Consider the following 25676-nt stretch of genomic DNA (forward strand, 5'->3'; position numbering starts at 1 on the left):
AAAGCCCATGCTCTATGCGTGTGATAACAGTGGAAACATCAACTGGTTTTCATCGAATAAAGCGGTCTTTTCTGTCTCAACAAAAAGCATTTCATCCTTTGCCTTTTCATCGACAGGTACTCTTTCATAGGATGAACAGTCTTTTGGAACAAAACCAAGTTGCACAGTATCTATGTTTTCATCACTCAAGGCACGGATAACATCGCCTAAATTTTGCTCTTTTTTGCTAAACACGTCCAATAAGTTCAGCTTTCGATCTTTTATTTCGACAATGGCGATGGCATCCAATTCAGGCAGATAGAACACATTGTCTTTATACACTGTTATGCAATAAAACATCACCAGATCGGCGTTTTCTTGCATGGAGATCTTGCCAAATGGACAGGTGTTTTGGGCGTAATCATAGAGTTTATCCCTGTTTTCATTTTTATCCATATCCAATTTCACGGAGTTAGCTTGCGTTGTGGATGTTATTGTTCGCTGGTATTGATACTCTTTAACTGACTTAAATCCGAGTTTAGGATAGAAACCCCATACGCTTGAATTAGCAAAAAGATAAATCAGATGGCTCTCTGCTTTCCAATCTTCAAAGACCTTTTCCATGAGCCTTCTACTTAAGCCTTGATTTCTGTAGGCTTCCTCTGTCATCACGGTGCCAATCTGGATCGCTCTTTGTTGATGGCCAAAGATGCTAAAACCCATAATATTTACTGAAACATTGGCAACGGCTTGCTCCCCATCGAACAAGGTATAGGGGATGTATTTATCTCGCCAATAGCCGGATTGGTACCATTCTTCAAACGATAAATCAAAGGTTTTAACTGCAAGATGATTAAACGCGGCGCGCTTTTGCTCATCTTGTTGATAACCCTTAAAAAAAGTAAGTTCTTTCATTCGCTCACCTTGTAGGCTATTTTGTTTGGATTTATGAATAATTTGATTGCGTTAATTTTCTGTAGTATCCAATCTGCACAAGGTACTAACGATGCTTTGATATCTTCCCAATATTCATTTTCATCGCCGATGCAGATAGATTTAGCTCTATTCATCACGGCTTGGTAAGTTTTTGGCAACCGTTCTATTACCCAATCCGCTGCATCTGGTTTGGAGCAAATTGTATTGGTTTCTAAAGTACACCAAATCCTTGCTAGGGTGAGTAGCACATTGCGAGTATCATCTTTGATATCGGCTGCAAGTCTATCCAGGTCTTGAAGCATCGCTTTAATAAAATCAGCGTAGGGAACTGGCGCTAAAATTTTTTCTGGCTGCTCCCCAAACAAGGTCTGACTTTTCAATAAAACCTGAGTGATAATCAAGGCAAGATCAGGCATTTCAAGATTAGGGGATTCAATCTCACCCATTTCAAAAGAAGCTCTTAGCCATTCTCCATATTGAAAATCAAAACGAGGGGGATAATGCCAGGGGTTAACTGCTCCTTTTTCAACAACCGTCATTTCTATAGGCCGTTTTGCGCTTTTCATGTAAAGGCCTGATATGTGAAGCAGGTGTTTCGTCAATTCATTCTTTTCACTCAAGGTTGTGGCATGATTAATTACAACGAATAAGTCAATGTCACTGTATTTTTGTAAACCACCAACAAGGGCTGAACCATAAAGATAAACGCCCAAAATATTGTCACCTAAAATTTTAGTGACTAAATCAAGACATTCCTTGATTTGTTGCGCATCAGGATTTTTTTCTAGTTGTTCATTAGGAGAACTCATGGCAATAATCCAATTAAACGCATGGGCGCTTCGGTTGCTTGTTTGATTTTCAGTGGGAAGGCCATGACAAAACTACCTATAGAGGGTAATTGTTCACTATTTGCAATGTTTTCCACGATGTATCGTCCTGAATTTAACAAGATGCGATGCACAGGATAATCATCATCTGGCCTGTCAGGTGATAAGGTATCTATGCCTAAACCCACAATGCCCCGTGACACCAGCAAGGTAGCTGTTTCTGCCGAGACAGAGGGAAAATTATGGTTGTTACGATATTGGAGGGGGTTACCCCAGAAACGTGACCAGCCTGTTTTCATGATAACGAATGAATCAGGTTGAATAAGACCATGCGTTTTTTCAAAATCAGCAATATCTTGGGGTGTCACATTGTATAGTGCATGCGCTTTTGTGGATACATCAATAACCACACAAGGAGAGACCAATTGATCCAGCGGAATTTGGTCTATAGATAGGCCATCAGGACAGCAATGCGCGGGGGCATCCATATGTGTTCCCATCCCTGCGGGCATACTGAGGCTTTGCACTCGAAATGGGGTTTCGCTGGTAGAGTCAGCGTAATCCAATACTATTGATGACGAAAAACCACAGGTTTCCTCCCAGGCGGGACTGTTTTCATCTAGAGTATGGGTTAATTCAATAAGTTGGTAAGGAAATATCAAAGGTTTCATTTTTTATTTCATTTTGGCTAGGGTTAAAATATTAAGACTTTTATCAGGTATAAATTGATGGCCATCCATATCATACTGGTTAAGCACCTCAAATCCATTTTTTTCGAGTAAATTCTGCAATTCTTGTGCTGTGTATATTTGTAGACTAAAAGTGTTTGTATGGTATTCCGGTTTGCTACCTTCTTTTGTAATCGTATATTTATCATGAGAAATAAGCAGGCCACGTTCTCTGTCTATTTCTGAATGTTGCTGATTGCGAAATGTAACACCATCAACAACGCTATTGATATCCATAACAAAATCTTTAATGATCTCGTCCGTAAGAGCTTGTAAGTTAAATATATCAAAGATATATATGCCGCCATCATTTAAGTTATGGCGTATATTTTGAAGAGTTATTTCAAAATCTGATTTGTTAATATGTCCTATAGCACTAAATATTGTTATAACTGCATCGAATTTTCCTACATTAATAGTGCGCATATCTCCTACAATGAACGGAGCCTTCAGATTCATTTTCTTGGCTTTATTCCGTGCTGAATCAATTAAAGCGGGACTTAGGTCACTGCCTGTAATTTTATATCCATGTTGAGCCAAATAGAGCACTTGCGAACCAGTACCACAAGTCATGTCCAGAATTGTTTTAGCTCCTCGCTCTTTTAAAAGCTTTTCGATCAGCGCATTTTTATTTTCGGTATTATCATTAATGTTATGCGCATCAAAAAACTGGGGTAATTGTTGGTATTCAATTGGTAACCCAAGATTGACCGTTTTATTGCTCATAATTAATACCTCTTATATTGAAAACAACCTGTTTTACGCTTTTAATAAAAATTTCTGGTTGATCAATGTGAATATTATGCCCGCTTTTTTTAACTATTTTAAGAATGCTATTTGTGGATAACGCAAGCATTTTAATTTTTTCAGCTTTTGCTAATGCTATAGGTTTCTTGAGATCAAGATTAAGCATGGCATTAAATGCGCCACGCTGATGTTTACTAATTACCGCATTAACAAAATGTTTTAATTCTCGATAACGAGTAACAAAATGAATCATCTCATTTTGCTCAGCAATAATAACAACTAGAGGCTTATTTCCTAACATATGGGGATTTTTTTTATTTATTTTATCCAAATCATCCATATCTTTACTTTCTATCTTGCGAAAAATATCGATTTTATGTGAAAAATCATTAGGTATTGATTGGCTTTTAATTTTGGCGATTAATTCAGGGTTTTGTTTGGTGGCTTTCAGCTTATCCCCACTAACTTCTGAATGATTTTTTAAGTAAGCATCTTTTTTTTCATTAAGGACAATGAGGGCGTTAACCAGCTCATCAGAAAAGCCATAATCCTTCATGTTCATACTACCAGAAGTTGCTTCAACTAAAACCATGCCAGCAACTTCGTCTGGATATTCCTCCAAGTAATTGCGTACGTACAATCCTCCATAAGAATGGCCAACTAAAATGTAGGGTGGGGGGTTATGTCTTTTAATCAAGGGGTTGTTTAATAAAACGTGTAAATCTTTTGCTGTTTTAAGCGCATCGAACTGTATTTTATTTTTAGGAATGCTGCTTTTTCCTAGTCCTGCTCTACTATAACTGCAAACACGGGTAAATTTGGCTATTTCTGGTTGTACTTTTGACCAAGTTGATAAATCTGTTCCGCTGCCGGCTTCAAGAATAACAGTAGGACTACCTTTACCCTGGCACACTACATGTAACTTATGGTTCCCCACATTAATCCGGGAATCGAATACAGGAAAGGGATTCTGAGAGGAGTAAGCTGCATAAGAGAGCATTAAAAGAAAAATAATGTTGGCGAATTTAATCATTGGGTTGCCTCAAATTAAGATCTCAATTGTTTTAATCGATTAGAATAATATGTCTTAACGCTAGCCTATCTGTTAGATTTAGGAAAAAAACAGCTTATAATTCCATGTATGTCTCTCTCACTGCAATACAATAAATAGTGAATTATATGAGGATTTCTTTAAATGACCAACGAATTTGGCCCTAAAATAAAAAAGGGTTATGACAGCATAGCCGATGTTTGGAATGAAAAACGAGAATGGTATATAGAACAAGAATCTATTGATGAAGCTATCTCATATCTGGAAAAAGGTGCCTCTATTTTAGATGTTGGATGTGGTTCTGGTAAACCTATTGCGGCATACCTACTTTCTAAAGGTTATGATGTGTATGGAATTGATATTTCAGAAAAACAAGTTGAGCATGCAAAAAACATTATTCCGAAAGAGAACCTTTTTGTTGCGGACATCTTTTCATTCTCAACAACTGTTACCTTTGATGCTATTATTTGCTGGTTTACTATATTTCATATCCATGCAAATCAACATCCAGAAGTTTTAAAAAAGCTTCATTCTTTATTAAAACCTAAAGGCATATTATTAATCACCTTTGCAGATACTAGTATAGAGCCTGAGGGAACCGACTTGACCATAATCGATGAGCATACTATTGAATCTGAAATGTTTGGCGAACGATTTTACCATAGCGGTAACCCGGCTTCCATTAATAGCCAAATTGTTAAATCTGTTGGTTTTAAAATAATTGGAGATAAAATCGATCAACCTGGAAATCAAGTCATTTTAGCGATGAAAGAATAAATAAAAGGTAAAAACCATGATTACTCCAATTAAAATAGGCGATACCATTGGTCTGGTTACTCCTTCAAGCCCTATGATGCCAGGCCGACTTGAATCTGGTATTTCCTATTTGCAGCAAAAAGGATTTAAAATAAAAGTGGGTAAGCATGTACATGATGCTCAGCGCTTTATGGCAGGATCCGACGAAAACAGAGCTCAGGACATTATGGATTGCTTTCTTGATCAAGAGGTAAAAGCTATCATGGCTACAGGTGGCGGATATGGTTCGCAACGAATCCTCCCTTTCCTTGATTATGATGTGATTCGTGACAATCCCAAAATCTTAACGGGTTTTAGTGATACCACAGCCCTGCAATCAGGTTTATTAAAAAAAGCAGGTATTATTTCTTGCACTGGTTTTGTATTTGGTGACTTAGACGATGGCTTGCTAGACCCCTTAATTGAAAGAACCTTGTTTGCGTGTCTTCAAGGAGAGTCTTTTCATATTGCTGAGGGTCAATCAGTGTACCCAGGTATTGCAAAAGGGACATTAATTGGTGGCAATTTAGAAAGCTGGGTTGCCCTATTGGGAACTCCCTACCAATCAGCTGTAAACGATTCTATTTTACTACTCGAAGATGTTGGAGCTGAACCCTTTCAAGTAGATTGCAGATTATCGCAACTTGATTTGGCAGGAATTTTCAAACAAGTATCTGGTGTTGTTTTTGGGCAATTCGCACGTTGTAAAGCAAATTATTTTCCTGAACGAGATGGTACTGTGGAAGACGTAATTGATGAATGGTCATCGCGAATAAATGTTCCATGTATTAAAGATTTTCCTTACGGACATATACCTAGACGCTGCGTGCTACCTCTCGGTAAAGAGGTTTTATTAAATGCAGATCAAGGTATACTTAAGGTATAGAAAATCAATTTCAATTAAGTTGCACTTATTCTAATGGATACTGATACTCCAATACCCAATGAACAAATTACATCTTCTGTTGTACATTCAATGACAGGAGAACAGGTGCTATCTGCGACAAGACTAGCAACGGGTGATCAAAATTTTGTATATGCGGTAAAGACTACGGCGGCAGAATATGTACTCCGTTTGACTGATATCAGTCACAAATATAAATTTCAGTCTGCTATTGCATGGCAGAAAATGCTAATCCCTCTTGGAGTCCCTCTAGCTGAATTTATTAATTCAGATTTAGAGGGGAAGTATTCCCCTTTTCCTGCATTACTGATGATGCGTTTGCCTGGTGATGATTTGATTAATGTTTATCAAAAACTAACAAATGTAGAAAAAAACAAATTAGCTAATGAAATGGTTCGCATCCAGTCTTTATGTGCCGGCCTTCCTGACGGGCCAGGTTATGGTATTTTGGACAGTTATGACGTAATTCCAACAGAAAAAACATGGTATGAATTTTTGACAAAAAGATTGGAGCTATACAAAGAGCATATAACCAAAAATGCTGTTTTTAATCCAGTTATGGTTACTCAAGTTCTTAATGTGGCTCAACAAATGAAAGAGAACTTTAACATTATTCGACCAACTCCTTTTTTATGGGATGCCAGCGAGCGCAACGTATTGATACATGATAGTAAGATCGCAGGTATTGTAGACGTCGATGAAATTTGTTTTGGTGACCCGTTATTAGTGATTGCACTTACAAGTACATGTCTTGAGCTTGAAGGTCTTGATACTATATATACTGATTACTGGACAGCAGCTTTAAATCTTGATAAATCAGCACAAGATAGGCTTGATTTTTATAAGTTATTTTATTCTATAGCGTTTATGCGAAAACACTCAATGCAAACAGCCAATAGTAAAAAGGTTATGTTTGATACTGAGAAGCTCTTATGCATTTTTCATCAATCTTGGGATCGACTTAATAAATTGCATGTCTAAAAAGTTATTTTAACAGGGTAATGGGGGTATCAATATGCAATGGGAAATAATTAAAAGCTCCAATGAAGTTATAGAATACATTGATAATACACTGGGCGATTTCAATAAAACGCAAGTTAACTATAATTCTAAAATGAATTATCTCCCTCTTAATTTTCATATTAAAGATAAAGAAGGAGCTGTTATTGCTGGAATCAATTCTTTTTCTTGCTGGCAAATGCTTTATCTCAGTGAGTTTTATGTTGCAGAGCAGTACAGAAGAAAAGGTTTAGGAACACTTTTATTAGAACAAGTAGAGCAAGAAGCCAAAAAACGGGGTAGCTTAATTGCTCAGACCGATACATTTGATTGGCAGGCTAAAGATTTTTATTTGAAGTTTGGTTATGAAGTATTTGGCGTTATTGATAATTGTCCAGAGGGACATAAACGTTTTTATTTGAAGAAAATTCTTTAACTCATTAATTAAGTATCTGAAATGATCTCCACATTATCGATAAACAATTATCGCTCCATCTTAGATTTGAAAATACCATTAGGTCGACTTAATGTAATTACAGGTCCTAATGGGAGTGGTAAATCTAATATTTACCGAGCTCTCCACCTCCTTTCACAAACCGTAAGCGGTGGAGTTATTAAAGCATTAGCGCAGGAAGGGGGATTAAACTCGACGTATTGGGCAGGACCTGAAACATTGTCTAAAAGCATGTTACAAGGTGATGCGGAAATTGTAGGTAGTACTCGCAAAAAAGTAGTACGAATGCAGCTTGGTTTTTCAACACCTGAGTTAAGCTACTCTATTTCGCTGGGTTTACCTAAACCATCCAGATCTGCTTTTTCCTTAGATCCAGAAATAAAACGAGAGTGTATTTGGGCTGGTCCATGCTTTAGACCATCAAGTCTAATTGTTGATAGAGTTGGCCCCATAGTAAAGGTGCGCCCTTCTCGAGCTTGGCAAGTAGTAGATAATCAATTAAATATTTTTGATAGCCTTTTTTCTCAAATTGGTAATATTAAAGAAACACCAGAAATTAGCTACATACGAGAGACTATTCGTCATTGGAGGTTTTATGATCATTTCCGCACTGACAGAGAGGCACCTGCACGGAAAACTCAAATTGGTACACAAACACCTATTTTAAGCAATGAAGGTGATGATTTAGCTGCAGCACTACAGACGATTAGAGAAATAGGTGATCATGAGGCACTTGATCAAACAATAAGCGATGCGTTTCCAGGGACAAAATTAGTACTAACCTCTCATGATGGTGGCTATCTTTCAGTAGGACTTTCTCAACAAGGTTTATTGCGGCCATTAACTTGCACAGAATTCTCAGATGGAACTTTACGCTATTTATTATTAGCTGCTGCCTTATTAACTCCACGACCACCAAAGCTCATGATTTTAAATGAACCTGAGACAAGTTTGCATCCTGACTTAATACCCGCTTTAGCGAAACTGATTTTACATGCATCTGAAAAAACACAAATTTGGGTTGTCTCTCATGCGTTACCCCTTATTGATATTCTAAGAAAAGATTGGTCATGCAATGTTATTGAGCTTGAAAAAAAATTGGGGCAAACAAAAATATTTGGTCAATCGATTTTAGAAACACCCTCCTGGCATTGGCCTGATTAAAAGAATTAGAAAGAGTAATTGACGAATTTTATGAACATTATCTGTTCAGAGCTAGTCCTATGGTATAGTGAAACTTAGAGTTTGGCCATTCAAAAACAATGCAAAATCGAGATTTGAAGGAATATTAGTTTTAACGACATAGTGTTCATCAATCTTTTTTACAGGTTTTGGCACAAGTAAATCTCTTGAATTGGTAATGTGATTTAGCCACCGAATTTAAAACCTAACGCCATTGACTAAATTAGTAATGTTGGTGAAGTTTTTAATTAAGCTTTTATTATTCGAAGGCAAAGGAATTCGAACTTTATAAAGTTCGCCTCCATTCACCAAAACAAAAGCCTGTCCCTTAGGTAAAGAAATAAGGTCATTTACATCAACCATGGGTACTGAGGTAGTTTGTACACGATCTTCATTAGTAGTATTAAAATAAATCCCTTCCTCTCCATTTGGAGTATCATTGACCATAGATACTTGAGTATGATCAACAACACCAACTTGAGGTAGGGCTTTAACCAATAAATTAGCGGTTTCCTCATTTTTGACTCTGAGCATAATCAAAGTATTAAAATTACCCTCTGTTACTGCAGCTTTAGCTTTTGAGCCAAGAGAGACTTCCATATCTTGTATGGTTTGAGCATAGGCTGTTACCTGGAATCCTGCACCACCTGCTTTATTGAGAATTTTTACAAAAGAATCCTGGATGATTTCTGAAAGTTCATCACAATGCAGATTTAAACGATAATTGGCATTACTTTCTTTATAGATCTTTCCTGCAGTAGAGACTAAATCGGATAAGAATGCTTTACCCACTGCTTGGGCTATATTCGGATTAGTCAGACTATCTAGGCCTATGTAAATGACTTTTTTTTCTTTAATTGCAGTCATTAATTCAATTTCATTAGGACTTTTGTTAAATGAGAAAATAGCAGAAGCGTTACTTTTATTGATCTCAGATAAAACGGGCCCCACGCTTGCGGTAATTTTGTCATAATAATGTTTATCCATGATCGCAGCATCATACAGATCTATTAGAACTTGATCATGGAGGCTTTCTACATTTCCTGCAGCGATAGTTTTATTTATATAATTTTTTAAGTACTCAGCAACTGCTTTGGATCTATCCATAGGAGCTGTATTTTTATTTTTACGGCTTTGGCGTTCTTCATAGTTGGTTAGGATAGCCTCTATCTGATCATTATAATCAGGATAGTGGTTTGGCATGATGGTGTCTGAATAGGCCATGAGTAGTTGATCTAGTCGGCTGATGTAGAATGCTATTGATTTATAGGTGATGGGTTGTTGCATTTCCTCTAAGCAAATTGCGACTATGTTAACGTATTTCCATGCGAAGGCTGCGAATTGTTTGCCTTCTCCTTCTGCAGCAATTGCATCAGTTATTCGTGTTGGAACTTCGCTTACCTGATCATAATTTTTTAAGGGATTGTAATGGGCTGATAACTCGGGAAATCCTAAATGCACTATACGAAAATCCTCTAGACGTCCTGATGCTTCGCAGGCTGCGTACATGTCACGTACTAGATCTAAATCACCTTTGGGATCTACTACAATCACTGCATCACCATTTCGGATGTCCTGATTGATAAGGATACTGGCTAATCTTGTTTTCCCTACCCGCGTTGTACCGACAACAAAGGTATGTCCAACACGCACATCTTGAGGTATGTAAACTGGGCTATCCTTTTCACCTAATCCATGCAGAAAAGGACTTCCACCTACTGGTGGATCTGGTTTAAAAGGATTTAGTTTGGATGAACTGTATAACAGTTTCGCTAATAATGTTTTTTCTTGGTTTTGGCAAAATTCTCTTACTGCTCTGTAGCATATTCCTCTTTGCATAAATGATTCATTCTTTATTTGTTTAATCTGATGCAAGCGCTGGGTGTGATGGGGGAACCAACGAAACCCTTTGCCAACAAATAGCCATTTTTGAGATAAGGGTACTTGAATAGTTGATAATGCATAATACGGCATAGTAATTAATCGACGATGATAGCGTTTGATTTTAAAGGCTTGCCATCCTCTGACTAAACTTAAACAACCTAGACTCAATCCTGCGTAGTATCCCATGCCTTGGGTTAATAAAAATAAATGCGGTTTTGTAACAGCAAGTAAGGCAAGGGCGGTGCAAGTAATACTGGTATAGATCTCGGTTGGCTCACGTAACAGATTTTCAACAGGATAATTAGTCATAATTATTTCCACCAAACCATTAACTCAAAAAAAGCCATTGCTACTAACAAGTACCATTTAGCCTTCAAAGCTGTTTGAACTTGCTCAGCAGTAATTTCGATATTGCTTCGCTTAACATAGAAGTAAATGATTCTTCGCCATAATCCAAACAGTGCCAGGTAAAAGATTATATGAATAATGAGGAAGCCAATTTTATGGGTTATAAAAAAGTTACTGGCTTGATTGAACTCATGACTAAATTGTAACAGTTGAGGAGCAATCATTAAAAGCAGCAACACTGGCAGGATTACTTGAATCATGACTATAATAGTTGAACGGATGTATTTTTTTAACATTGGAAATCTCCTTATGATTAGGAAAAGTTATAAGTCCATAGCCTTTATGGCATTTAAAATCCTTGGGAAGTTTGCTCTTTTTGCTTTGCAATTTATTATTGCTTTTGCCTCAGACAAACCCACCAGGAAACGTTACTCAGCACTTACTGCCCAACATCTTCATGATGAGGGATTAATTAGTGATAAGGAGTATGCTAAATCCGTTTTTCCTGGAAATGGTTAAGTCTGTTTTCTTCATTATTTTCCCATACGGGCGATTCTTGCTCCTTGCTCCATAACTTGTGCTCCCGAACGAGCCACCTTATCACTTTGCTCACCTGATGCTGCTACTAACCCTGTTAATGCTGCACCTGCCTCTCCACCAAAATGGCTAGATACTCTTAAGAGCAACATAGGTGCGATAAAATAAAACAGTACAGCCGCATTTCTCATGGCAGATACCGCATCGTTTTGGCCTAGGGGATCAAGAACACTCCGTTCAACGAAACCCACAAGATGCCAGAGGTATTGCATAAAAATCGCCATGATAAAAAGTCCGCATATGCTGCCTAAGGCTTTAGGGTTATATCCACTTAAGGCAAGAACTACAGGAGTGATAATAATAAGAAAAAAATAAAGGAAGGCTTGCATCACGGGGAGTGTTTGCATTATTGCTTCTCGTTTTAATGGAGTAGAAGTCCATGATTTTGTCCATTGCCCCATGTTAACCAGTCCATGCGATATGGCACCACCGAATGCACCATTAGTATTATCCATAAGATTTTTAACACTGTTGGCTTGCATATCACGGCTATCATTAAGCAGCATTTTGGCGATGTAATCTTCTGAACTTAATTGCGATCCCCACGCTTTGGGATGGTTAGTTTTAAAAGTCCGAACTCTGTCTAACACAGCGAAATAATTCAAATGGCTATCAAAAACACTGGCTTCATTAGCGACTTTCACCAAATCTGTTTTTAGTTTACCCCACCATTGATTACATGTTGGATAACCTTCCTCTGGCAAGTGTTTTGAATCAATATCACCTCGTTGAGCAGCCTTTTCCAAATTGCTATTCGGAGCCTCTTTAAAACTAAATCCTGGTACAGGTTGTCGGGCATGAATTTTTCCGTAATACAGAGTTTGATAGACTTTTGAACCTATCCATTTCAGATCTTCTTCACCACCATATTTTTTCAGGATTTCTTTTACCTTGGCCTTGTCATATGGTTCATTGTGATAACTATTTCTGGCTTCCAAAAAACATTGCCTATGAAATTTTAGGGCTTGTTCCCGAACTTCTGTTGGTAGATACGTGGAAATTAAATCGCCTTCGATGGCTTGTAAGCTATCGGTACACCCTGTTACTTTCATTAAGCCATAAGTGATCCCAGACATATAGTTTTGCAAAATGGCAAATCCTATAGGCATTTTGACACTGGGGGTCAAAACATCTGCGAAGGCTTCATCGTAAGTAGTTCCGGTATCTTTTAATGTAGAAGTCTTGGCATCAGAACCCTTTTTAATTCCACACATGGGTTTAAAATTTAGAGCTTTTTCTTCCAAAGGGACACAGGGATAAACGAATATCCCGCAAATTAAGAATGTCATTGCCAATTCATAAAGAAAATTATTTAAGGCATGTTCGGCTGCATGATGGGTAGATCCCGCTGGAGCCAGGACATTTTTCAAAAACCGATAGCCCACCATAAGAAAGCCAAGATAAAGTAGCCCTGTTTGCCACAGGGCATTGAACAACACCTCATATTGCTGCCAACCTAAATAAGTGGTGTAGAGGGATAATGGACTAAAAACTACCATATCAATCTCCTTTGAAGTTGGTTTGGGGTTTCACATACACAGCTCCATTTTTCACACTTGATTGCTCATGATCATCACCTGGTAAACCTTTGGCTATTTCATTGGAGCGCATGTCCATTAACATAGTTAGAGTTTCTGTCATCATTTTTTTGCGTACTTCACTTTCAAATGCCAGTGAATGAATATCGTCATCCAGCTTTTTTAATGCAAACCGCACCATATCCAAGGCAGGTTTCAGGTTTTGTACTTCTTGTACTTGTAATCCAGCTTGAAGAATTTTGCGCATCATCAATGCCTTATCCAGCATGTTTTGCACAGCAATTTGCTCCGCTAGTTTAGATACCGTGAGTATTTGTTCTTCACGAGGTAAACGCTGAATGGTGATGATAATTTCATCAGTAATCATCAAATTAGATGCACTGACTAACTTAAGTTTTTCTTCAGTCAAAGGCCATTGTTTATCAACCAATTTCCACAGTGCTTTGGCTACATTAGAGGTGCATGTGTTGCTACTGTCGCAGCTTTGTAATAAAGCAGATAATCCTATACCTGCTTTGGCATCATGTTTGGTTTTATCGTTTTTATCTTCACTGGCGCTGACATGAATATCTCCTAAAATTTTTACTGCCCAGTCAGCAGCCTCCTTTGGAGTTTTCCAGTTCTGAGTCATTGGTGTGATTACATCGGCTTTTTTATCGTTATTTAAAGGTTTTCGGTTTAGTAGAATGTTGTAACCAGCTATCACCACATCATTAATGACTTTAATTGGTCTTTGATACTTACCACCTGCATTACCTGCTTCATGTCCAATCCAAGGTAAGCCATATTCATCTCTTTTCTTTGCGATGTTTTTGGCGGTTGCAGTAACATCTACATTTTCTGTTTTTGCACGTCTAGCAGCATCTAGCCAACCTTGACTGTCTGAAACTGATAACATACTTTCCATAGGCGATTGACCTTCTTCCAGAGTCTGTTTAACGTCCTGGCAATCTTTCACTTTGACGGCAAATTCATTTAATGCACCAGAAGCAGTATTTTGCAAAACGTTATAAAGAGCTGGCATGGATTGCTGTAGCTTATACATCGGGTAACCAGCTACTGAGCCTTTCAAATTATCAATAATTCCACCAGGTATATTCATTGCTGAAGATTTCATATCCTGAAAAGTATTGGTGATAGATACGACGGGATTAAAGCCACTACAGGTAAAACCCAGACGAGCATCAACATTTCCTCCTATAGTAATGGTTTGATCGTTATTAACTGGAGGTATGTACAAGTTAGATGAACCACCCAATTTATAATAGTAGTCTGACTCATTGGGCATAAATGAATCGGCAAATAAGATTGTTGGGAGGAAACAAATTAGTGCAATTGTTATTTTATTCATAATATCTTCCTATCTTTTTTGAGATTGGCCTACTTTAGGGAATGATAGAGCGCGGATGTACTTTCCTTCATGATGAATACAGCCACGATATTTACGCCAAACCACAAAGACGTAATTTCCATTTCCTGCTTTATCATCTTCTATGCCCATATCACTTGAGTCAGTTGGGTTTATATTACGATTCTTAGGATAGACTTCCTGCCAAATTACCTGCTTACGTTTTGGGTCAAAAATCACGTTGGAAACAACACAATTTGGACCACAAGAATTACTGGTACTTTGAGTGACATGCAGACTGTTTTTATTGGTAACGATATCAGCAGCATGCATTGCAGCAACAATTGATGCACGAAATCGTGAAGGTTGAGTTACTCTCATTAATCGTGGAATTTCATGTCCCCAGATATCAGCCTGACTGCCAATATCGTGGTTAAACAGTAATTGAGGATGAGTAGCCATATAAGCAATTTCAGCTATTTCAGTTCTATCAGATACAGCATCAGCTTCACTAATGTAATAGGGAAATCCGAATCGTGTTTCGGGACGGTGCGAAAGGTAAGGAAAACGATACAATCCAGCAGGACTGCCTATCACATCTACGATTCTGGTTCGCTCATCATTAAGGTGCATTGAGTTAATCTGTCCTGCATCATCACCAAAACCCAAATCTGAACCTGTCGCCAACGTATAAGTTTGTTTATACAACGCCTGACTGGCAGGATTTTCAAACAAAGCTTTAGCTTCTATCCATGGATTGGTTTCAGGTCTATTGGCAACGGTGATAATTAAATCAGGAAGAAACTGTTCCACCGAAGGCACAGGAACCAATTTTGGTGGCAGCTTTCCAACAGCCCAAGTGCAATTGCCTATGACTTTATAATGGCTATAGGTAAAGATTTTACTAATGACTTTGGTAGCAATACCAAAACTGCTAATAGGATTAGGTGGTTTGAGGCTTTCCTGAGCATGCAGAACTGTAGAACCAATGAACAATACCAGTAATGCAGAATGGCTAATCTTCATAAAAATAACCCCCATCATTTTGATTGCGTACTTTATTCTCCAATCTGCTAGCCACTATCTCAGCTGCTTTAAGAACATCGTATTGTTCTTCTAGTGCATGACGTTCAGCTTTTTCTGCTTTTTCATTGAGTAGTAACGCCAGGATGTAGCGCGTTGGAATGACACGAAATAGTCCTTGATAACGGGAACCGAGTAAGACTGCCTCAGCGTAAAGTCCTTTTTGCGAATCAATGTCACGAATAAGCGCTATTTGCTCAGGAGTTAATTGTTTGAATTTTTGGACATCAACCAGTTCCTTTTCATCAATGCCTAATAAAATCCATGTTTCAATCAGTGATAAAATCTTGGTGGCCATTTCAGAATTCATGTCTGCAACATTTTGGGTACTGGGAACAAGCCACAAACCAAGTTTACGAGCAACTTTAGCTACAAGCAGTGCGCATGTGACCACAGATGGAATTTGAAACTGGATATGGGCTTCGTCAAAAAAGAGAAACGTTGGGCGATTGTTATTTTGGTTTTCTTCAGCCATAGCAAGAATTCGTGGTAAGAGCGATACCATAACCAGAGCCAATTTCCCTTTATCATCTTTAATAGCTGACACATCGACATGGAAAATATCAAAATCACCCAAAGGTTCTGTTGGTACATTAAAAAAGCGTGATTTATTGCTATTAATTACATAACTTTTTAATCGGTCATGCATATCTAAAATACGATCTTTTTTGCGAGGAACTGTCTCTTTTTCCATTCTTCTGGCAAAGGCAGCTAATACATGTTCAGTTAGCATCTGCGGAATATTGGCATTGAAGGAAGTTAATATGGCATCACTTAAGACTTCAATTAGTATGGTTTCATCAGCTAGAGTGAAGCTTTTTTCTTCTAAATCATTAGCCTCAGTAATCATGGTACGCAAAGCAAGTGACAACTCAGCCAAATAGTTACGTGATTCTTCGTTACAAGCCTGCTCAGCAGAATTTGCAGCCTCATGTAATCCTTCTTTCATCTGCATTATTTTTTCAGCCAAGTGTTTGGCCTTTTCATCACTTAAATTACTACTGATTTCATCAAGCGCTTTGTAGGCTTCACAAAATGGGTTTAAAGGAACAGCTTTGCTTTTTTGATTACTTAATAATAATTGTTTGACTACTTTTCCCTTTGATCGACAATGGGTGAGAAAACGGTCAAAAGAGTTACCCATTTCAAACAATACAATACGCGCGTTTTTAGTAGCCATTAATGTATTAATTATCCATCCTGCTGCTACAGATTTTCCTCCGCCTGAATTAGCAAAAAGCGCCATATGGGAATTTTGGCTAATAAAGTCAGTATGCAATGGATCAAACAAGACCGGCTCGCCCAGACGATTAAAGAAAGTAAGACAAGGCAGATGTCGTGCACCTTGATTGCGACCATAGACGGGAAGTAAAGCTGCTAATTCAGAGGCATAGATTAAACGGTCAAATCGTAAATATTGTCGCGCAAAAGTTGGTACAAAATTAAAAGGTAATGCATTAAGGTAACTGTTGATTGGGTGTAGATCATAACTGGAAGGTATTAAAGGCATTTTGGCATCAATGAACAAGTCCTTTAGGTCTTTTTCAATTTGGATTGCCTGTTCTTCAGTTTTTGCACGATAGAATATTGCCTGATTAACCCAAAATAGTCTGTTGCCCATTGATAATTCATCTCGGGCAGTTCTAATATCGTCTCTGACCTGTTGGGGTTTTAAACTGGTACCAATGATGCCTTTTTCAAGTCGCATTAAATGAGCATCAAGAGCTTCATCATTGCTAAAAGTGACCTGAATTGTGTAGATTGCTCCCTCTGGTAATCTGTCTAATAATGCATAACGATGTTTGGGATTTGCTTGAGGTTTTTCACGAGATAACAAACCTGTTTCAGGCGCTTCTCTTAAGCCATCTACATATAATATTCGATGTTGATAACCATCAAATACAAACCCTTTTTCATTACTTTCAGGTGGGGTAAAAAATATAGCCTGACTTAGATTGTATCCAGTGGGTTGTTTTTCTTTAGGGTAGGGAAAGTGACTGAGTAATTCATCAATATTGCCATTAGTCATTGCAGGTTCAGGATTAAACCAACGTACCCACCATTGATAATAGTCCTTACCTGTTAGTCTTTTCAGTTGTAGGCCTGGTGATTTTAACTTGCTTTCAATCTGCGCCATCACTTCCTGATGTTCCAGCAATGCCTGATCTCGTGTTGTTTGAACTTGTTTGTATAAGCGATAAAATAAAACACGAACGCGTCTTCTTCGGCCTCGATAAGGCATATCAGTTTTTGGATCTAAAAATAATCCCTCTGGTCTTACCATCTTGGTGAATAGATCATCGAGTCTGGCCAGATAATCCTGAGTAAAGGACATTTGAGCGATTTTGGGGTCAAGATTATTTGTTATGTGATTCAAAACAGGTTTTAAGCTGTACTCATCATTCACATACATTTGCATTACCCAAGGATCGTCTTTATGTAAGGGAACTACTGCTGCAAAAGTGTCACGAATTTTATTAAATACGGACTCCAGATGAGCAGGAGATGCGGCTTCTGCAGGTATGCTGGCTAATTCGAATCCTGAGCCGATACTGATTCCATCATTTAACAAAAACAGATTTTGTTTATCACAAAAATCGACTATAGCGAGTTGATCAGGTAATGAAGGATGGGGATTGTTATACCCTTTCTTAACTTCCTTCTCTGTAATAGCACTCCTGGATTTAGAACCTAACAACCAATCGCTGGCATCATTTAATAATAGCTTCATACCATCCCCTCAATATTGTTCAGATGCCAAAGCAAACTGGTTTTGTTTGTAGAGAAAAAAACCTGTGGTGTAGCCAGGTTTAATCAATTGCTCATCACCAATTAAAGCCACATGAGGAAACACATAAATTGGGATTTGTGGGTTATCCAGAGGCTTAAATAAATTCTGAATTTCATTAGAGGCATCACGGGTATACCCTTCATAATTGACAGGCTTGTTTAGTGTTCGTTTTACAGACCAACTTTGTGTAGGTTCACTAATGCTTTGCTGATAGAGCTGACTGACGGTCAAACCTCCTTCAGGTATTGCTTTGGAGGCTACTATCGAAGAAGCACATGCGCTCAAAGTCAATGTGCTACCTAAGGCTAAAATCATGCGTAGTTTGTTGTGAGTGGCCATAATCTAATACTCTCCCGTTCGCTTCTTTATCGAGTTTGATGGTTTGTGTTAAATGAAATGAAAACTGATTGGGTCGATACCCTGATTTATAAGCGACACTGGCAGGAACAAATACCATGTCAAAACTGCCCTGAATCCTTTTTTCCAGCCAATCAGCTGCTTTAACTGAACTTTGAGATAGCGCCCCACCTAAAGCGTACTTACCCATAGATCCTGTTGGTATAGCAGTTCCGCCATTGTCATTGGCCGTGTAGGTCATTTGCCATTGAGACAGTGCATTACCAAACCCTTTAAATCCATCTGTTGCAATCATGGCGGTTAATACACGCGGAGCATTGGTAAAATATTGGCCTTTGATGCATGGGTTACCGAAGGCAGTCGTCAGATAACCCAGACTTTCGTTATTAATCATCTCAGCGGTTCCATTCATTTGCTCCTTGCCAATGGTTACAAAATGGCCGTCATCAAAGACAAATAACGCAGAGGTGACATAAGCTCGTGCACAACTGATGTTATCGAGAAATGAGCCTACTCCTATGGCATAGCCATTAACCTTCATCCCTGAAATATTAGGCGGTAAAGGAATACCATTAGCAGCCATTAGATCTCCTCGATTAATGACCGCTGAAAAGGGAAAGAGTGGTTGCATTAATTTTCCTTCCACTGGAACTTCACCAATTAATGCGGATAATAAAGTGGTGTGACCAAGATCCGATCCAGCTGGAATGGTGTAGAAAGGAATAGATTTTTTTACTCCTGTTTTTTTCACATTGATTATAGTTTTTTCGGTTAAAGATTTACGCTTGGCATTGAGTCTGTCCCAATAAGCAAGTTCGGTTTGATTGTTTTCATGCTTCATAAGTAACTGATCAATGTCTTTAATAGTGCTTTTTTTAATTGGTTTATTTGCTGGCTCACCATTAATTGAATAAGGTTGATCCTGAGGCTGTTGTTCCTGTGATGATTTAAGTTCTGCGATTTGTTCTTTTAGGGCATCAAGCTCTTTGGTTAACTCTAGATTGTTGGTTTGTGGTGCATTAATGTTTCCTTGAGTGTTTTGCTCCTTGAGCATTTTATTCTGCGCCTCAAGACTTGCCAGTTTCTTTTCAGTCTCTTGCTGTCTGGCCGCAACATCACGAATATTGTCATTGAATTGACTGGCTATGGCTTCATTTAAGTTATTAGGATCACTTTGTTGTTTATCAGGTGCAGATGAATGATGGCCACTATTCATTAGTATCAAAGCAGCGACTCCTACTACAGCACCAGTTAATACTTTTAATCCGGCATTTTTCTTCATCGTACAAACTCCCTACCAGTAGCTAAGGCTTCATTAAATGGTCTGTCCGAAACCAGAAATACGGTAGTTGTGTCTTCTTTACCTCGCGGTGCCAATGTATTGGTGGGATAGAAAGTAGCAGTTTGCCAATTTCCCACCATGCGACGAGGGTCAACTACTACCTCTTTATTCAACAGATTTTTTAATTCGACCGCAGTGACATAAAAGGCACCTCCATGCCATGAAATCAAAGGACGAGATTCCATACTGGCACCATAAATGAGACTTATTTGTTTTCTAGTTTGCATGGGAATACGACCAACTCCTTCAGGGATAACTAATAGTCTTTGTGGGGCATATAAGGATTGGATAGCGAAACGAGTCAATGTGATTGAGTTGATATCAAAACTGTTAGCCGTTTCCGGTTGATTGTTGTTAGATTCTTCTTTATTTTCCAACAAGATTTCTACAGGTTTATTGGCGGTGATTTTCTCATTGGCAGATAAGTTAAGAATAATCACTTCGCCTTGGGGCATAAGCTGAACGAGCAGGCGTTTGTTATCAAAAGACTCCTTTCCTTTAAGATAAAGAGCATCCTGAATTTTTAATACTGCGATTTTTTCGCCAGCTTCGTTGTCGATAATGCTAATGGCTTGGGGGAAATGAACTAATCGTTCCTCATTTAAAGAAATACTCAAATGAATAGGCGTTTTATCCCATAACACATGCTCGGCATCGAGTGCGAAAACCTCCATACTGACCAAAACACTGATTAATACGAACAACCATTTATACTTTGTCATGTTGTTTTTCCTCCAAAGGTGTAGCTAACAAATCTTTGACCAGGGCTTCTGGTTGGGTATAACCATCGAGAGCTAATTGAAAGGGATTTTGCAGGCGAGATAAGGTCACTTTGACTACTCGAAGATGGTAATCAACTACCTTGTCAGCAATGACCATAGGGCTATTGTCTTTAAGTCTTTGCGTGATGCGTAAAACCAGATGTACTTCCCACATGTTATTGCCTATGGCTTTCACATCACTGTCTTCCATAAAGCGATAAAGACTAGCCACTTGAACTCTATTGAAGAGTTGAGCATCTTTATACGCTGCCAGTGTTTGCTCCATTAAATGTCTATGACGTGGGGTGAAGTAATAGTGGAAACTGGCGAGGTTATTAGTGAATTCACTTTTACCTGCTTTGGACCAGGTATTTAAAGCAGGCATTAACGTTGCAACAAACCCTTGCACATACTCAGCAGGTATTTGCTCTGATTTAATTAATCCACCATTTGTTGCCATTGAAGGGGTTAGCCAAAACTCATAACGATTAGGAGATTTGGCCAGAGTGATAATCAGTCCAGCCACAATGAATACAAGCACTGAGATAAAGGCCAATAAAAGGCGGTTGAGATGATTTAAGCTATCGATTTTCTTCCAGTAATTAAACATGAGGTTCACCTACTAATTTGGATTTTTGCCAGATGCCTTTATGAGAAAGATAAGGCGAAGTTCTTATGCCCCAACGTGCAAACCCTAAAATGGTTTTCTTCATTAGATAACCATAAGGTTTGCCCGCTTTTAATCGGGCAACACGCTTTGGACAAACCGTAATGGACAAAACAAAACCCACCAAAAAACCAACGCAACCAAAAGCCAATGGGTAGCCTGCAGGTATACCGCTTAAGGTAAAAAGCAAGCTAGTACCTGGTGTTGCTACAATGACAATCCAGAATAGTTCACGCAGACTTAACCCTTTGTAGGCTTCGTAATCATGAGACAGATGGCGTGATGAAGGTCGGTTCATGGCAGCCACCTAAATCTTGAATTTGGTAATCATGGTATAACCCACATACCCTGCAACAATACTGATTGCCAGATAAGTAATACCCATCACCGCAAAGGTACCAAAAGCCACCATCGAACCGTCATTTTTCTTGGATTCCTCTATACCATGTTGAACTGTTGTGATGAACTTGATAAAACTCATTACCGCAGCAATAAAGAGTAATAATCCCAATCCTTGTCTGACGTAATTTCCAGTCACCGTCATCATGCTTTTATTGCCGTCACTAATATCATCAGCATTAGAAATTTTAGGGAACCAATTATCAGCAAACAGGGCTGGTGCGTAGTTTAAAGTGATAAAACCCGTACCGATTTTTTGCCACCATTGATTCAACTGGACGTTTTTATTTTTCATGGTTAATTCCCCTTTACTATTAAAATTAGAATGAATAGGCAAAGTCCCATTACAATGCGAATTGAACGAGAACCCAGACGAATGAGAAAACCATCTTGTTCTCTTTCTTCATTGCCCATAAAGTGATTGATGCACCAGATCACTGCGATAATGACCATCATGATCGCGATGAACCGAATGCAACTTGAGTACACCCCAGCAGCTGTATTACCTGCCGCTTGCTTGAAGCTGGCGGCAAATGTTTTAGCGATATCCACTTTGCCCATGGCTACTTACCAATGAAATCAAGCGCTAAAGGCTTGATAGTTTTAGGTTCGATGGCGGGCTTATTGATGTAATCAATTAGTGAATTGCGGATAGCCAATAAATCATTACGCAACCCAGGATGTGACTTACCATCAGATCCTTCAAAAGATTCAATGTGTAATTGGATTCGAGTATTAGGTTCAATTTCCGTTTGGGCTTCATCCAGCAAGGGCATGATGGCGTTAATTTGGTTAATAACTCTGACCAACGTTTGATTAAGAGCTTCTTCACTGGCTTGTGTGGCAAAGCAAGTCATGCTCAGCATTAAAATCAAAAACAATCTTTTCATTTTTTCTCCTTACAAATATTTCTTAAAGCGACTGGCTGTAATGGAAACCATCACACTTAATAAGATACTGACGGGTACGAACATTAGTGCTGGGGTAATACTCAACGGAACTGCTAGCCATAAGGCCAATAACATCAGCAAACCACGTTTGAAGTAGCGATTTAATTGATGAAATACATATGAGGACTCACGTCCCAACGAGGCGGTGCGAATGGCTCGTTGATTCAAACCATCGACCAAACCTGCTGTCATAGCTAAAGCAAATAATGGAATGCTTGCCAAAAGAATCATAAGCTTGATAAACATCACATGAGCAGTCAGGCTGATAAGCAACCCAACGTGTTTTGTAGTGGTAAATAAGTCATCCACTATCTGATCTAATTCAGAGTTGTTTTCTGGCAGGACAGTATTTAATTCATTTTTAATAACGGTAGTAACTTTTGCTACTTTGTCAGTCATCTTTTCAGTTGGTACTGCAGTAACCCATGATTTGAAACGCTCAGCCACTGAAGCATCATTAAATTCTGCGACTGCTATAGTTTGTTGTTTGGATAGTTCATAGATAGTTTGCCAGGCTGAATCAAAGCCAGTCATTCCCCATAGACTCAATGCCCAACCCAATAACATCAACCAGCCTATAAAGACAAGTAACAGCAAGCTCATGATGATTCTTTTGGATTTCTTTTGGGTTTGAGTCTTTATTGCCATATCTCACCCTCATGAAAAACTAGTGGGTAATGGCTTTCATTGAATATGGCTAAGAGATCATCGACATCGGCAGGCAATAATGGTGCTTTAGTTAATTGTTGGAGTTCCTGCAGATTAGTGCTGCTGTTTATATTAGTAATAAAACCCAGAGCATTTATTTTTTCTAACTCTTGTGCATGATCTTTTAACCATTCACGGGATACAGCATCATCACCAATGATAAAAATAGAATAAGAAAAGTTAATTAATTCTAATTTGCGTTTTAATACTTTGCCCGCTGTTGCTTTGCTGGTTGCAGGTAATCGCGCATCCAGTTTTTCCTGAAGTTTCAGTGATTCTTCTGTGAGTTGCTCTTGCGATTCTTTGATGTAGTGTTCCATATCGATGACTTGATAGGCATAGCAGGAAGTAATCATCAATAAACCTGCAATTAGTGATATCTTTCTCATCTTAAAACCTCCCTAGATCGACAATGCTTGAACTGCCATTTTTAGAAAGTAATAACAATGGGGTGTTTTTTTTATTAGCCTTTAGAGATTGATAATTCAGGTCACCATGATTGAGCGTAAGACGGCCACTGTTTATCAGATGTTGTGGTATTTGATTCTTGTTAGCCCATAATTGAATTGATAAATCATCACTATCCAAAAGCATGAGGTGTAAGCGAGTATCAGGAGTATTTTCAATTGCTTCAGTTAAAATCATCAAAATAGTTTTGACTGCTTCATCTGGTTTCATAAACAGATAAAGGATGTCTCCCTGATTTAGTTGAACAGACTTATGGGCATAGGGTGAGTAAGGAGACGGATCAAAATCACCAACAACAGGTACATTGGCAAAGAGCTTGTTATAGGCTTTATAAAATGCATTATTCCAGGCAATATTTTTAGAGACTTTCTGGGCTTCCTGAGCTGCTGCAAGTTCTGCAAAATGATTGCGTTCGGCTTCATTTCTGGCATTAAGCCCCAGTATATCCAATGGGGTTTGTCTTAGTCCCTGATAATAGATCTGGCTACGATTCTTCATAAGGAATACATAACGCTTTTCTTCCTCAAGGGTTAACTCCCAAACTTTGGCTTCATGAAGTTGTTGTTCATTGAGCTTTAATTTGTTTACGTCTTGTTCCAAAGTTAGATCGTCATTATTTTCAGTTAACCCAGCCCTCGCTAAAGTTTGGTCTTGTGCATTTTGAGTATTCAATGGTTGGATATTAATGCCAGGGATATTCAATTCAGCGTGTACTGCATGAGTTGATAACAAAGTGAGAGTGAGTACTGTTCGTTTAAACATGTTGCTCACCTTGTTCCATATTCACTGAAACACGATCTTTATTACTGTTTTCAAATACAAGGTGTTGCCTGCCAAAATCAATTTCTAAAACAGACCATCCAGCCAGGGTATCCCCTCTTTCCATTGGGACAGTTTTAAAATCATAGATAACACTAGCTACACTGACTTGTTGAATGCTGTCTACGCTCAGAACTTTAAAGGGCAAAGCAGTAACGGGTAGATATTTGATGGGGTGTTCTTTCTTATCCAGAGTGTTAACGACCTTATGGATAGTATCGAGCTTCTGGGTTAATTCTGATCTGCTTTCAAGCACCAACTGATTTAATTTGCTTTCATCTGTAGATTTCAATTGTTCAATTAATCCGGCCAGTTTATTAAAACCCTGATTGATGGAACTCAAATCAATTTTTTCTACTGGCTTTTTAATTTCTGTTTGAAGAGTAATGAGCTGAGATTGAATGTCGTTTAAACGAGAACTAATGACATCATTGTCTGTTGTATTGTCATTCGAATGCATTGCTCCAAGGACAATGCCACTAACAATCGCGACATTAACTAATGCAATAAATACCCATTTATTCACAGGTTTATTAAATGAAATCATGATTTACTCCTTACTATTTTTTTAACAACAGATTGATAGCCAGGTTTCAATTTGAAATTCACTTCCCGTAGCAAGGGATTAACAACCAGCATAAAGACTTGCTGTCCCGCAAGGACTTCAAGTCCATCTTTAACGCTTAAAGGGCCTAAATTTCTATCGATTTGAGGTAAGGTCTGCAGCATTACTGCCTGCAAACTTTGGGGTTGCTTTTCTTTTACAGCTAAGGAATAACCAGAGTATTGCAACCACCATTCTATTGCCTGACCAACAGTTTTAACTTCTTGGGGGAAATGAATTTGTTGCACTGCCAATAAAGGATTAACTTGAGCAGCTAAAGGTTTATTAGCGACTGTCGCATAACGATTAATCTGAGTAACATCTGCCAGCGCATGGGTCGTAAAAGTTAAGATGCTTAGTGAAGTAGCAAGTAACATTTTGAACATAACAAACTCCATCAGGGCTTCATG

Annotated in this window: 30 protein-coding genes; 6 read left to right on the top strand and 24 right to left on the bottom strand. The window is 38.4% G+C overall.

Features of this window, described 5'->3' with window-relative positions; genetic code table 11:
- Positions 1 to 12: 12 nt before the first annotated feature.
- From Lwal_RS14425 to Lwal_RS14445, 5 genes are read right to left on the bottom strand one after another with little or no spacing between them, the layout of a single operon-like run.
- Positions 13 to 894, bottom strand: a complete 882-nt coding sequence (locus Lwal_RS14425) for a GNAT family N-acetyltransferase (protein WP_058481504.1) — start codon at positions 892 to 894, stop codon at positions 13 to 15.
- A complete protein-coding gene (locus tag Lwal_RS14430) occupies positions 891 to 1724 on the bottom strand; it encodes an aminoglycoside adenylyltransferase family protein (RefSeq protein WP_058481505.1) in 834 nt (277 codons plus the stop codon). Before Lwal_RS14430 ends, Lwal_RS14425 begins: the two co-directional genes overlap by 4 nt.
- Positions 1721 to 2404: a cyclase family protein gene (locus tag Lwal_RS14435; protein WP_058481927.1), complete on the bottom strand. Its 684-nt coding sequence runs from the start codon at positions 2402 to 2404 to the stop codon at positions 1721 to 1723. Before Lwal_RS14435 ends, Lwal_RS14430 begins: the two co-directional genes overlap by 4 nt.
- A gap of 12 nt (positions 2405 to 2416) precedes the next feature.
- Positions 2417 to 3196, bottom strand: coding sequence for a class I SAM-dependent methyltransferase (locus Lwal_RS14440; RefSeq protein WP_058481506.1), 780 nt, complete (start codon positions 3194 to 3196; stop codon positions 2417 to 2419).
- Positions 3186 to 4250, bottom strand: a complete 1065-nt coding sequence (locus tag Lwal_RS14445) for an alpha/beta fold hydrolase (protein ID WP_058481507.1) — start codon at positions 4248 to 4250, stop codon at positions 3186 to 3188. Before Lwal_RS14445 ends, Lwal_RS14440 begins: the two co-directional genes overlap by 11 nt.
- Before the next feature lie 162 nt (positions 4251 to 4412).
- On the opposite strand from Lwal_RS14445, the gene Lwal_RS14450 reads away from it, so the two are divergent.
- From Lwal_RS14450 to Lwal_RS14470, 5 genes are read left to right on the top strand one after another with little or no spacing between them, the layout of a single operon-like run.
- Complete coding sequence (locus tag Lwal_RS14450) at positions 4413 to 5045, top strand: class I SAM-dependent methyltransferase (RefSeq protein ID WP_058481508.1); 633 nt, start codon at positions 4413 to 4415, stop codon at positions 5043 to 5045.
- Positions 5046 to 5061: 16 nt separating this feature from the next.
- Complete coding sequence (locus Lwal_RS14455; RefSeq protein WP_058481509.1) at positions 5062 to 5949, top strand: S66 peptidase family protein; 888 nt, start codon at positions 5062 to 5064, stop codon at positions 5947 to 5949.
- A gap of 33 nt (positions 5950 to 5982) precedes the next feature.
- Entirely contained in the window at positions 5983 to 6948 is a 966-nt protein-coding gene (locus tag Lwal_RS14460; RefSeq protein ID WP_058481510.1) for a phosphotransferase family protein, read from the top strand.
- A 34-nt stretch (positions 6949 to 6982) separates the two neighbouring features.
- Entirely contained in the window at positions 6983 to 7402 is a 420-nt protein-coding gene (locus Lwal_RS14465) for a GNAT family N-acetyltransferase (RefSeq protein WP_058481511.1), read from the top strand.
- A 21-nt stretch (positions 7403 to 7423) separates the two neighbouring features.
- Positions 7424 to 8584, top strand: a complete 1161-nt coding sequence (locus tag Lwal_RS14470) for an AAA family ATPase (RefSeq protein ID WP_058481512.1) — start codon at positions 7424 to 7426, stop codon at positions 8582 to 8584.
- Between the two features lie 216 nt (positions 8585 to 8800).
- Here Lwal_RS14470 and traD read toward each other — a convergent pair whose 3' ends face one another.
- Positions 8801 to 10795: a type IV conjugative transfer system coupling protein TraD gene (gene traD / locus Lwal_RS14475; RefSeq protein ID WP_058481513.1), complete on the bottom strand. Its 1995-nt coding sequence runs from the start codon at positions 10793 to 10795 to the stop codon at positions 8801 to 8803.
- Positions 10796 to 10797: 2 nt separating this feature from the next.
- Positions 10798 to 11130 (bottom strand): hypothetical protein, encoded by a 333-nt coding sequence (locus Lwal_RS14480; RefSeq protein ID WP_058481514.1) that lies wholly within the window; start codon positions 11128 to 11130, stop codon positions 10798 to 10800.
- Between the two features lie 13 nt (positions 11131 to 11143).
- Between Lwal_RS14480 and Lwal_RS14485 the strand changes: the two genes are divergently transcribed.
- On the top strand, positions 11144 to 11353 hold the full coding sequence (locus tag Lwal_RS14485; protein ID WP_058481928.1) for a hypothetical protein: 210 nt from the start codon (positions 11144 to 11146) through the stop codon (positions 11351 to 11353).
- Between the two features lie 14 nt (positions 11354 to 11367).
- Here Lwal_RS14485 and Lwal_RS14490 read toward each other — a convergent pair whose 3' ends face one another.
- The 17 genes from Lwal_RS14490 to pilL2 are packed head-to-tail and all read right to left on the bottom strand — an operon-like array spanning position 11368 to position 25652.
- Positions 11368 to 12930, bottom strand: coding sequence for a conjugal transfer protein TraG N-terminal domain-containing protein (locus Lwal_RS14490; protein ID WP_058481515.1), 1563 nt, complete (start codon positions 12928 to 12930; stop codon positions 11368 to 11370).
- Between the two features lies 1 nt (position 12931).
- On the bottom strand, positions 12932 to 14320 hold the full coding sequence (locus tag Lwal_RS14495) for an integrating conjugative element protein (protein WP_058481516.1): 1389 nt from the start codon (positions 14318 to 14320) through the stop codon (positions 12932 to 12934).
- A gap of 9 nt (positions 14321 to 14329) precedes the next feature.
- A complete protein-coding gene (locus tag Lwal_RS14500; protein WP_058481517.1) occupies positions 14330 to 15343 on the bottom strand; it encodes a TIGR03756 family integrating conjugative element protein in 1014 nt (337 codons plus the stop codon).
- Positions 15333 to 18131: a conjugative transfer ATPase gene (locus tag Lwal_RS14505; RefSeq protein WP_058481518.1), complete on the bottom strand. Its 2799-nt coding sequence runs from the start codon at positions 18129 to 18131 to the stop codon at positions 15333 to 15335. Before Lwal_RS14505 ends, Lwal_RS14500 begins: the two co-directional genes overlap by 11 nt.
- Before the next feature lie 9 nt (positions 18132 to 18140).
- Positions 18141 to 18530: a TIGR03751 family conjugal transfer lipoprotein gene (locus Lwal_RS14510; protein WP_058481519.1), complete on the bottom strand. Its 390-nt coding sequence runs from the start codon at positions 18528 to 18530 to the stop codon at positions 18141 to 18143.
- Complete coding sequence (locus Lwal_RS14515) at positions 18487 to 19830, bottom strand: TIGR03752 family integrating conjugative element protein (protein ID WP_058481520.1); 1344 nt, start codon at positions 19828 to 19830, stop codon at positions 18487 to 18489. The genes Lwal_RS14510 and Lwal_RS14515 overlap by 44 nt, the downstream gene beginning before the upstream one ends.
- On the bottom strand, positions 19827 to 20612 hold the full coding sequence (locus Lwal_RS14520; RefSeq protein ID WP_058481521.1) for a TIGR03749 family integrating conjugative element protein: 786 nt from the start codon (positions 20610 to 20612) through the stop codon (positions 19827 to 19829). The genes Lwal_RS14515 and Lwal_RS14520 overlap by 4 nt, the downstream gene beginning before the upstream one ends.
- Complete coding sequence (locus Lwal_RS14525; RefSeq protein WP_058481522.1) at positions 20599 to 21261, bottom strand: DUF2895 family protein; 663 nt, start codon at positions 21259 to 21261, stop codon at positions 20599 to 20601. Before Lwal_RS14525 ends, Lwal_RS14520 begins: the two co-directional genes overlap by 14 nt.
- Positions 21254 to 21616 carry a TIGR03750 family conjugal transfer protein gene (locus Lwal_RS14530; protein WP_058481523.1) on the bottom strand — a complete coding sequence of 121 codons (363 nt, stop codon included), beginning with the start codon at positions 21614 to 21616 and terminating at the stop codon, positions 21254 to 21256. The genes Lwal_RS14525 and Lwal_RS14530 overlap by 8 nt, the downstream gene beginning before the upstream one ends.
- A gap of 9 nt (positions 21617 to 21625) precedes the next feature.
- Entirely contained in the window at positions 21626 to 22012 is a 387-nt protein-coding gene (locus Lwal_RS14535) for a hypothetical protein (protein WP_045096243.1), read from the bottom strand.
- 2 nt (positions 22013 to 22014) lie between these two features.
- Complete coding sequence (locus tag Lwal_RS14540) at positions 22015 to 22278, bottom strand: hypothetical protein (protein WP_040534879.1); 264 nt, start codon at positions 22276 to 22278, stop codon at positions 22015 to 22017.
- 2 nt (positions 22279 to 22280) lie between these two features.
- Positions 22281 to 22607: a hypothetical protein gene (locus Lwal_RS14545; RefSeq protein WP_058481524.1), complete on the bottom strand. Its 327-nt coding sequence runs from the start codon at positions 22605 to 22607 to the stop codon at positions 22281 to 22283.
- A 9-nt stretch (positions 22608 to 22616) separates the two neighbouring features.
- Entirely contained in the window at positions 22617 to 23315 is a 699-nt protein-coding gene (locus Lwal_RS14550) for a TIGR03747 family integrating conjugative element membrane protein (RefSeq protein WP_058481525.1), read from the bottom strand.
- Positions 23306 to 23764, bottom strand: a complete 459-nt coding sequence (locus tag Lwal_RS14555) for an integrating conjugative element protein (protein ID WP_058481526.1) — start codon at positions 23762 to 23764, stop codon at positions 23306 to 23308. Before Lwal_RS14555 ends, Lwal_RS14550 begins: the two co-directional genes overlap by 10 nt.
- A 1-nt stretch (position 23765) precedes the next feature.
- Positions 23766 to 24605 (bottom strand): TIGR03759 family integrating conjugative element protein, encoded by an 840-nt coding sequence (locus Lwal_RS14560; RefSeq protein ID WP_058481527.1) that lies wholly within the window; start codon positions 24603 to 24605, stop codon positions 23766 to 23768.
- Positions 24598 to 25209 carry a hypothetical protein gene (locus tag Lwal_RS14565; protein ID WP_058481528.1) on the bottom strand — a complete coding sequence of 204 codons (612 nt, stop codon included), beginning with the start codon at positions 25207 to 25209 and terminating at the stop codon, positions 24598 to 24600. The genes Lwal_RS14560 and Lwal_RS14565 overlap by 8 nt, the downstream gene beginning before the upstream one ends.
- Positions 25206 to 25652, bottom strand: a complete 447-nt coding sequence (gene pilL2 / locus Lwal_RS14570; RefSeq protein WP_408607289.1) for a PFGI-1 class ICE element type IV pilus protein PilL2 — start codon at positions 25650 to 25652, stop codon at positions 25206 to 25208. The genes Lwal_RS14565 and pilL2 overlap by 4 nt, the downstream gene beginning before the upstream one ends.
- Between the last annotated feature and the right edge of the window lie 24 nt (positions 25653 to 25676).

The sequence above is a fragment of the Legionella waltersii genome (assembly GCF_001468085.1).
In the GTDB taxonomy this organism is placed as follows: domain Bacteria; phylum Pseudomonadota; class Gammaproteobacteria; order Legionellales; family Legionellaceae; genus Legionella; species Legionella waltersii.